A 7139-nucleotide genomic window follows, 5' to 3' on the forward strand; every position below is an offset into this window, starting at 1 on the left:
ATTTCTTGATATCGTCTCTCTATCTGTTATTTGTACAACTGACTTAATTGCATTCTCTTCTACAGACCTACAAGGAGTTACAGGCATTTGTACAATATAGTTTGCATCTTTCTTAATAACTCTCACCCTGTTTATTGTGATTACCCCATTTAAGATAACCCTACAGAACCCACATGAACCGTTTCTGTTTTCATCCATTGCTTTTGCGAAACTAAAACTTACTGCTGTTACTTTAATCGACACGAAATACCCCTTCTTTCATCACTTTCTTACAGGTTTACTGGACTTAAATTAATAATACCCCTCTAGCCCTTGTTATGATACCACTATTAATATAGTCATCTACTACTTTAGGTGAATATAGCTTTTTGACCTCGTTTTCCTTCGACCTCGGATGAAGTCTTAGGTACGAAATTGGGTTCTGGAGGTAAGTTTTCTACTTTTACTTCTTCTACTTTTGGAGAAGATGGATTGACATTCGATGAAGGTGGAGTTACTTTGGAATTTTGACTGTTCATTATGCTTTTAATGAAGTCTTCTTCACTACCTTCTATGCTTTGCATTCTTAGTGAGTTTGAATTAGCTCTACGACTCGGTCTTGGATTATTTGGAACATCGAATTGACTTTGAACAGGTTCTTCTTTCTTCAACTCAGGTTTTGGAGGTGCTACAACTGGTGTATCTTTCTTGAATACTGGTTCAGTCTTCTTAATGACTGGTGCATCCATTTTAAACACTGGTTCGAAAGCTTGAACTTTCTCTTTCTTTTCTACGATTGGAGGTGTAATGACTGGTTTTACTAGTTTGACTTCTTCGATTATAGGTTCAGGCTCAGGTTCATAGGACTCTTCTTCCTCTTCCAACTCTTCCTCATCCTCAAAGTCATCTTCTTCGTCTTCCAACTCTTCCTCATCCTCAAAGTCATCTTCGTCTTCCTCTATAATCTCTTCATCTTCTTCGTCTTCTAAGAATTCCTCTTCTTCCTCTTCCTCAAAGTCTTCTTCAAGGTCTTCTTCATCCTCATCATCGTTCTAACAATTCTTCTTCATCGTCATCTTCAATTATTTCTTCCTCGTCTTCGTTTTCTAGTTCATCATCTTCTAGTTCTTCATCTTCTATTTCATCGTTTTCAATGACATCATCGTTTATAATTTCATCATCTACAATTTCTTCATCCTCTTCTTCATCTATAATAGCAACTGGAGGTTCTTCTTTTGTGTAATCAATTGGCTCATCTTCCGAAACTAAATCTAAGTTTACATTACTGTTTAGCTTCTCAAAGACACCTTCAATATGACTTGTAATCTCATGTGGTAGAATAGAGTTCTAATGTAATATGCTCTATTGACTCGGAAGCTTTTAATTGTATTTCATAATCTTCTTCTACCTCTTCGGATATCAGACTCCGTTCATCTAATACTGGAAGAGGTTTAAGAAGCTGTAACCTCTCAAACTCTTCCGCTTTTACTTGACTATAATCTTTCTTATTGTCTGCTAATTTCTCACCATACTTTTGTAAGGCAAAATATAAGTCTTCATTGGATATACTTTCTAACATTACTCGCAAATAAAACACCTTCTTTTAAGGTCTAAAATCACTGACTACCCCTAGTACATTCCATCTTTACCAAATACAGGCTCACTAGGTAAGTCTAACTTATCTAATATTACTTTTTGCTTGTTTGTATTGTTTAGTTGATAGGCAAGTGAACCTTTTATGGAATCAGGCTCTAGTTTCTCCCATAACTTCGCTTGATAATCTAATACACGAGTTACCCCTGTACCGTTCTTAGCTAAGATAAATGAGTGCATAAAGAATACGTCACTAGAGATTGATGGCATGTTTACTGCACAATCCCCTACGTGTGATAATTTAAATTTGAACTTACTTGGTTTTGCACCAGTTGTAGCTTCTACGTGACTCTCATCACCTTTAACAGATATCTTACAAGGTATTAAGTTCTGATACTGTTTTAGGGATGATATCATTCTTAACTAAGTGAGGAATACCCCATAATCTAAGTCCAAACCCTGGCATTTTCGTTACTAAATCGACCATTCTTGCATGGAATAACTTTTTATCCTTGTTCGTTAACTTCTGCATTAGAGTTGCCATTTCATCTATAACAACATAAATCATAGGAAGTTCAACATCATGCGGAACTTGATTATAGTCTTTTAAGTTTGTTACCCCTACTTCTGCCATTATCTTCTCACGTCTCGGTCCTTCTACTTCTGTTAGGTGAGTTAACATTGTTATGATGTCTTGTGGGTTACTTTTCAAACCTTCTAACATGAGGTGTTCTGAACTGATACCAGTCAGATACTTTACCTTTTACGTCTGCAAAGTAGAAATTAACTTCTGATGGACTACAAAATTGAACCATTTGAGACATTACCGTTTTAACAGAGAATGTTTTACCACCCCTTGGCATACCTGCTGTTAGGATAGATTCCACATCATATAAATCAGTTTTAATTGTGTCTCCTAATTCGTTAAAGCCCATTACAACTGGAATACGGTTGTCTGTATTTAAGAAGAAATCTTGCTCTTTTATAATAGCGTCTTTAACAGATACACTTGCTGTTTCACCTGTAAAGATTGTAATGTAAATTGTGTTACCAACTGCTATTGTTTGTGAGTATCTTCCTTCTACTAGTCTTCCTTTTACCCTTGAAACGATATTTGATAATTCTCGGTTAAACTCTTCTATCTTACTGTTTTTAAGCTTCTTCGGTCTTGTTGCTTCTACATAAACAGTTAATAGACGTTTTTCTACAGAAAGAATTTCAGATAAATCACTTTCGTAATCGTCTGCCCCTGATTCTAAGTCCATTTGTTGTTGAACTTCTCGAATCAGTCTACTGTATGCATCCCACTCGTCATCCTCATCTTCATCTAAATAGATTGTATCACTATAAGATGGTGTAATACTTGTTAAGGCTTTCTTATAGTTTTCATATAAGAAATGTCTTGTATACATACCTGCGGGTACTTGGTCTACATCAGTTAAGACAGTTGCTATATCAGTAGGTGCTTCATCTACTGTAACAAATTCTGTTATTTCATCGTCTTCCTCATCGTATTCATCGTCTTCTTCTTCATCGAACTCGTCCCAACCATCATCAAATTCATCGTCATCCTCTTCTCCTTCGTCTTCATCTTCTTCATAGGAGTCAAAAGGCTGTACTTCTTCTAATGGTGGTTTATCTAAGTTAACTACCATGTTAGGTTCAGTTGCAAATGCATTCGCAAAGATATCATCTTGTGGTAAAGGGTCTCCCTCTATTTTATTAATATCAAAGGGCTGTTCCTCTTCTCCGTCTGTACCTTTTATCATTCGTGCTTTATCATTATTGAAAGATAATAACAATACCCCTACAATTGCGGTAAAACCGCTACCCATCATGAAGTCCATTACGTCTTTCTTAAATATCATCATAGTTGCAAAGGATAAACCACAAGCGATTGCTGACATTTTAACTAAGTTCCTACCAGTCATAGACCAGTTTGTAGGTGTTGATTTTAAATCATGAAATCCACTACCTAAGTCTTTAATGAATGACCAACTCTTCTTTCCTGCATCCATTATTTTCTCTTCGTCACTCTTAGGTTGTTGTGGTGGTTGACCGAATGGTGTAGGTGGTTGGTTCATACCTCCCATCGGTGGTATACCTCCAATTGGGTTTAAGAAAGGGTCATTTCCACCACCTAAAGGTTGCCCCAGTGGAGGTGCATCACCGAATGAGTTAAACGAGTTGTTATTATCAGTTGGTGAAGAAGGAGAAGGATTACTGAACATAGCATCTATATCCAAATCAGAAAACGGGTCTCCACCTTGACCATGTTCTACGCTTGGTGGGTTTTGTCTGTCTTGCCTATCCTGACGTTCTTTTGCTAAGTCATCGTCAGAGACAAAGTTTCGTGAGTCGAAACTCATACAATACCCCTCCTTTCTTAGACTTTGAAACTATTACTCTTTACCTCAGTTTAGATAAAGAAAAAGGTGATAAAGATTGCTACTATTAATAGGAAGACCACTCTAGTCTTCCCATTTAAGGACATCTTTCTTGTAAATAAAGAATAGATTAATAGTAATACAAGTAGAATCTTTAATACTGATATTGACATAACTTCCTACCTTTCTGTTTAGGCTAGTATAAATCGAATTACACTATATACCCCAAACAATCCTGCTAGAATCCAAAAGTTACGCTTTGATTTCTCGTTTATTGTGTCTTTATTCGTTGTAAATACTGAAACGAGAAACAAGAACAAAGCGAAACTTAAAGCATACGCAACATTCATTGTCTACCCCTCCTTACCTCTCAATGATAGTTGGTGCATCGTCTTTCGGTGCGTTTTGATTGATTTTATCATTATCATTGTTAGGTCTACTATAAGGGTTAACGTTATCTGAATCTTTCTTATTCTCAATATTACCGTTTACATTACCAATTTCAGTGTTCTCAATCTTAGCATCAGGAGTTACATCTTCACCTGACTTACCAATCCAACGCTCAAACTGGTCTAAGATTTGGTTTACTACGATTTCACCGTCTTGGTACTTCGCTAATGCATCTAATTCAGCATCATTTGTAACTAACCATGAACCATCCATAGTTTGTTGCATTACAAAGTTTACTTTTACATTTCTAGTTTTTGGCTTCTCACCTGAATAGTAACTTAGTACGTAGTTGAATAAGTAATCTTTCATTTTTGTTGTATCACGCTCATTCACTTTGTACTTTTTTCAAGTCTTGGAAGATTTTATCTTTGTCTTTTAACCAAAAATCCTTGTTACTTAAATCTAATAACTCGATATTCATTGTAATTGAAGTTTTATAATCAGCGAATAAAGCTGTATCTTCAATTTTGTTTGGTCTAAGACTTAATAGTACTTGTTTATACATACCTTTTTGGAAGTTCTTATTGTATGTAAAATCTTGTTCTGCTTCGTAGAATCCTTGGTATGATTTTACTACATCAGTCTTATAGCTATATCTTTGTGCATTAGAGAAATCTAGAGTTGATAGACCACGAACATATGCATAAATAACGTCCTCACTGGTCATACCTTTATCTCCTATTGCTTGAAGCTTACCATCGTCTGTCCAACGGAAACCTTTCTTTGGTGCGCCATGTTTCTTTCACTAGTTTCTCTTGTTCAATGTCGAATTCAGACTTAACGTTTTCTTCTTTTGCGCTTTTCTCTGCTGAAACCTCAGCTTCCTTCTTGGCTTGTCGGTCTGCCGCAACATTATAGGATATGAAACTAATGATAACTACCCCTGCTATTGCAAGCGTGGTTTTCTTGTGTTCCATAATCCAACTTGTTATTCCACTTAACATCCACTTACCACTCCTTATAGTCTTACGACTTTACTTACATAGTTTTAAAGCTATGTATACAAATAAGGGACGAGGAAAACCTCGCCCTATACTTTACATATTTAAGTTAGTTAATACCTTCTCAGTTAATCAGTAATACTACACTAGTTCTTTACTGAATGTAACCTAAGTACTGTAGACACATAGACAAGAATAGAACAGATAATGTACCTGTCACAGTCATAAGTTTATGACTTTCCATCCAAGTTCTAACAGGTTGAAGCTTTTTCGTAATGTCGAATTTTAATGTCAACCAAACTGTCGCAACTGTAAATAAAAGTACCCCTACAAAAGCAATAGCAACTTGCATATCTAACGCATGTAAGTTCATAATCGTTTCCACCTCCTTTCAAGGAGTTTTACCTTACTTCTTATCTTTTAAAGTTACTTTTATTTTACCTGTATGAATCAATCCGTATATTGTAAAGATTCCCATGTTTGTCAGGATAAAAAATGCAACTGGAAGTATTAATAAGGAAGTTACACCATCTACCATGTATTTCTGAATAGAGAAATAAGGAGCAATTACATAAAACACAATGAATGCTATCGTTTGAAAACCCATTGTATATTTTATAATTGGTCTGTACTCTTTTTCTAATCGGTTATATAATGTTAACTCATATAGATAAAGTCTCCGCATAAAATCAACCAAAGGAAAATACGCTAAAAATATAAGCAACGATACCCCTAATGTTGTTTGAAAGAATTGTATTACATCTTGCACCCTCGCACCTCAGTTTACTTGTATTTCCTCTCTTTTGTAACTCGTTTATAGGTTGTTTTTGAGTCAATTCTCCGTAGTTCGAATACATGTCATACTAAAATACAAGTTATCCTATTTTTACACCAGTTTGGAATAGTCTCTGTTTTAGACAAGCTATCAGGTAATACAATTTTCGTAATAGAGAAATCTCGTTTCTCTAATCCAACAAGGAAAGCTTTTGCGTATGGATTCATCTTGATTGCATCGAAGTCTTCATACTCTGTTGTATTATCATCGGATTTCTTACGGTTTCTTTCAATTAAATCTAATTCTTTCTTCATTAACGGCATTTGTAGACGTTCACATAGTTCATGACGAACTTTCGAGTCACCTACAGCCCCAATTGCAAATGTAGTGATTGAGTCAAAGATTTTGAATCGGTCTGTTTCGTAGTAATTCGGAAGGTCTGTTTGTGATAATAATATTAATATCACCTAATTTACGTCCACCTGATAATGGAGTTTTAAGTGTTTCTTCCGCACCAGGGAATCCACCCCAACGTTGGAACTCTTCCCAAATTTTAAAGTTATACATACCCCTTGATTTCGCAAATACAGAACGTAAATGAGAGATTAAAGCGGTGTATAACTGCATTAACGCCATGTCTACCGCACTTACTGTAGAAGCTGAACGACCTTTCATACCGAATGAGTTAATTACTAGTTTTCGCATCACGGATAGAGTCGAATTGTACACGATTACTGAATCTACCTGTTGTACGACTGTTTCTACCTAATCTTGACTCTAATTGAGCGATAACTAACTCTTTATCCGCTTCAAACTCAGAATTTAATTTATGAGGTTTGTATATTTTAATCTTTTCGTAAACATCAAAGATAGTTTTACCTTTTGTTTTCTTCCAAGTCTTTACTATCACTGTTTACTACCCCTAAATCAGCGTAGAACTCTTCTACCCCATTCTCGATGATTGTTTCAGCCCAGTCACGCTTTTGTAGTAGCTTGTCTCCTACTAATGTTTTA

13 protein-coding genes are annotated in these 7139 nt (G+C 35.6%); all 13 read right to left on the minus strand.

Annotated features, from left to right (window positions below):
• Window positions 1-243, minus strand: a 243-nt coding sequence (locus ACXAC4_RS27450) for a hypothetical protein (protein WP_475168373.1), incomplete at its 3' end; no start/stop codon positions are given.
• Window positions 244-350: 107 nt separating this feature from the next.
• Window positions 351-902 (minus strand): hypothetical protein, encoded by a 552-nt coding sequence (locus tag ACXAC4_RS27455; protein ID WP_475168376.1) that lies wholly within the window; start codon window positions 900-902, stop codon window positions 351-353.
• A gap of 404 nt (window positions 903-1306) precedes the next feature.
• Window positions 1307-1567 carry a hypothetical protein gene (locus tag ACXAC4_RS27460; protein WP_475168377.1) on the minus strand — a complete coding sequence of 87 codons (261 nt, stop codon included), beginning with the start codon at window positions 1565-1567 and terminating at the stop codon, window positions 1307-1309.
• Window positions 1568-1608: 41 nt separating this feature from the next.
• Window positions 1609-1842, minus strand: a complete 234-nt coding sequence (locus ACXAC4_RS27465; protein WP_475168379.1) for a hypothetical protein — start codon at window positions 1840-1842, stop codon at window positions 1609-1611.
• A gap of 103 nt (window positions 1843-1945) precedes the next feature.
• Complete coding sequence (locus tag ACXAC4_RS27470) at window positions 1946-2296, minus strand: hypothetical protein (RefSeq protein ID WP_475168381.1); 351 nt, start codon at window positions 2294-2296, stop codon at window positions 1946-1948.
• Window positions 2274-3941, minus strand: a complete 1668-nt coding sequence (locus tag ACXAC4_RS27475) for an FtsK/SpoIIIE domain-containing protein (protein WP_475168383.1) — start codon at window positions 3939-3941, stop codon at window positions 2274-2276. The genes ACXAC4_RS27470 and ACXAC4_RS27475 overlap by 23 nt, the downstream gene beginning before the upstream one ends.
• A gap of 381 nt (window positions 3942-4322) precedes the next feature.
• A complete protein-coding gene (locus ACXAC4_RS27480) occupies window positions 4323-4718 on the minus strand; it encodes a hypothetical protein (protein WP_475168387.1) in 396 nt (131 codons plus the stop codon).
• Window positions 4719-4734: 16 nt separating this feature from the next.
• On the minus strand, window positions 4735-5076 hold the full coding sequence (locus tag ACXAC4_RS27485) for a hypothetical protein (RefSeq protein ID WP_475168390.1): 342 nt from the start codon (window positions 5074-5076) through the stop codon (window positions 4735-4737).
• A 25-nt stretch (window positions 5077-5101) separates the two neighbouring features.
• Entirely contained in the window at window positions 5102-5353 is a 252-nt protein-coding gene (locus ACXAC4_RS27490; protein ID WP_475168394.1) for a hypothetical protein, read from the minus strand.
• A 151-nt stretch (window positions 5354-5504) separates the two neighbouring features.
• On the minus strand, window positions 5505-5723 hold the full coding sequence (locus ACXAC4_RS27495; RefSeq protein WP_001048545.1) for a hypothetical protein: 219 nt from the start codon (window positions 5721-5723) through the stop codon (window positions 5505-5507).
• Between the two features lie 33 nt (window positions 5724-5756).
• Window positions 5757-6119, minus strand: a complete 363-nt coding sequence (locus ACXAC4_RS27500) for a hypothetical protein (protein ID WP_001154398.1) — start codon at window positions 6117-6119, stop codon at window positions 5757-5759.
• 89 nt (window positions 6120-6208) lie between these two features.
• Window positions 6209-6439, minus strand: coding sequence for a hypothetical protein (locus ACXAC4_RS27505; protein ID WP_475168402.1), 231 nt, complete (start codon window positions 6437-6439; stop codon window positions 6209-6211).
• 82 nt (window positions 6440-6521) lie between these two features.
• A complete protein-coding gene (locus ACXAC4_RS27510; RefSeq protein ID WP_475168404.1) occupies window positions 6522-6800 on the minus strand; it encodes a hypothetical protein in 279 nt (92 codons plus the stop codon).
• Window positions 6801-7139: the final 339 nt, after the last annotated feature.

It is taken from the genome of Pseudoalteromonas sp. AWM4_233, from assembly GCF_056158285.1.

What these genes read in the sequence shown, in the direction of transcription:
- ACXAC4_RS27465 (WP_475168379.1), bottom strand. Translation starts at nt 1,842, where the DNA reads ATGCCATCAATCTCTAGTGACGTATTCTTTATGCACTCATTTATCTTA.
- ACXAC4_RS27470 (WP_475168381.1), bottom strand. Translation starts at nt 2,296, where the DNA reads ATGTTAGAAGGTTTGAAAAGTAACCCACAAGACATCATAACAATGTTA.
- ACXAC4_RS27475 (WP_475168383.1), bottom strand. Translation starts at nt 3,941, where the DNA reads ATGAGTTTCGACTCACGAAACTTTGTCTCTGACGATGACTTAGCAAAA.
- ACXAC4_RS27480 (WP_475168387.1), bottom strand. Translation starts at nt 4,718, where the DNA reads ATGAAAGATTACTTATTCAACTACGTACTAAGTTACTATTCAGGTGAG.
- ACXAC4_RS27485 (WP_475168390.1), bottom strand. Translation starts at nt 5,076, where the DNA reads ATGACCAGTGAGGACGTTATTTATGCATATGTTCGTGGTCTATCAACT.
- ACXAC4_RS27490 (WP_475168394.1), bottom strand. Translation starts at nt 5,353, where the DNA reads ATGTTAAGTGGAATAACAAGTTGGATTATGGAACACAAGAAAACCACG.
- ACXAC4_RS27495 (WP_001048545.1), bottom strand. Translation starts at nt 5,723, where the DNA reads ATGAACTTACATGCGTTAGATATGCAAGTTGCTATTGCTTTTGTAGGG.
- ACXAC4_RS27505 (WP_475168402.1), bottom strand. Translation starts at nt 6,439, where the DNA reads ATGAAGAAAGAATTAGATTTAATTGAAAGAAACCGTAAGAAATCCGAT.
- ACXAC4_RS27510 (WP_475168404.1), bottom strand. Translation starts at nt 6,800, where the DNA reads ATGAAAGGTCGTTCAGCTTCTACAGTAAGTGCGGTAGACATGGCGTTA.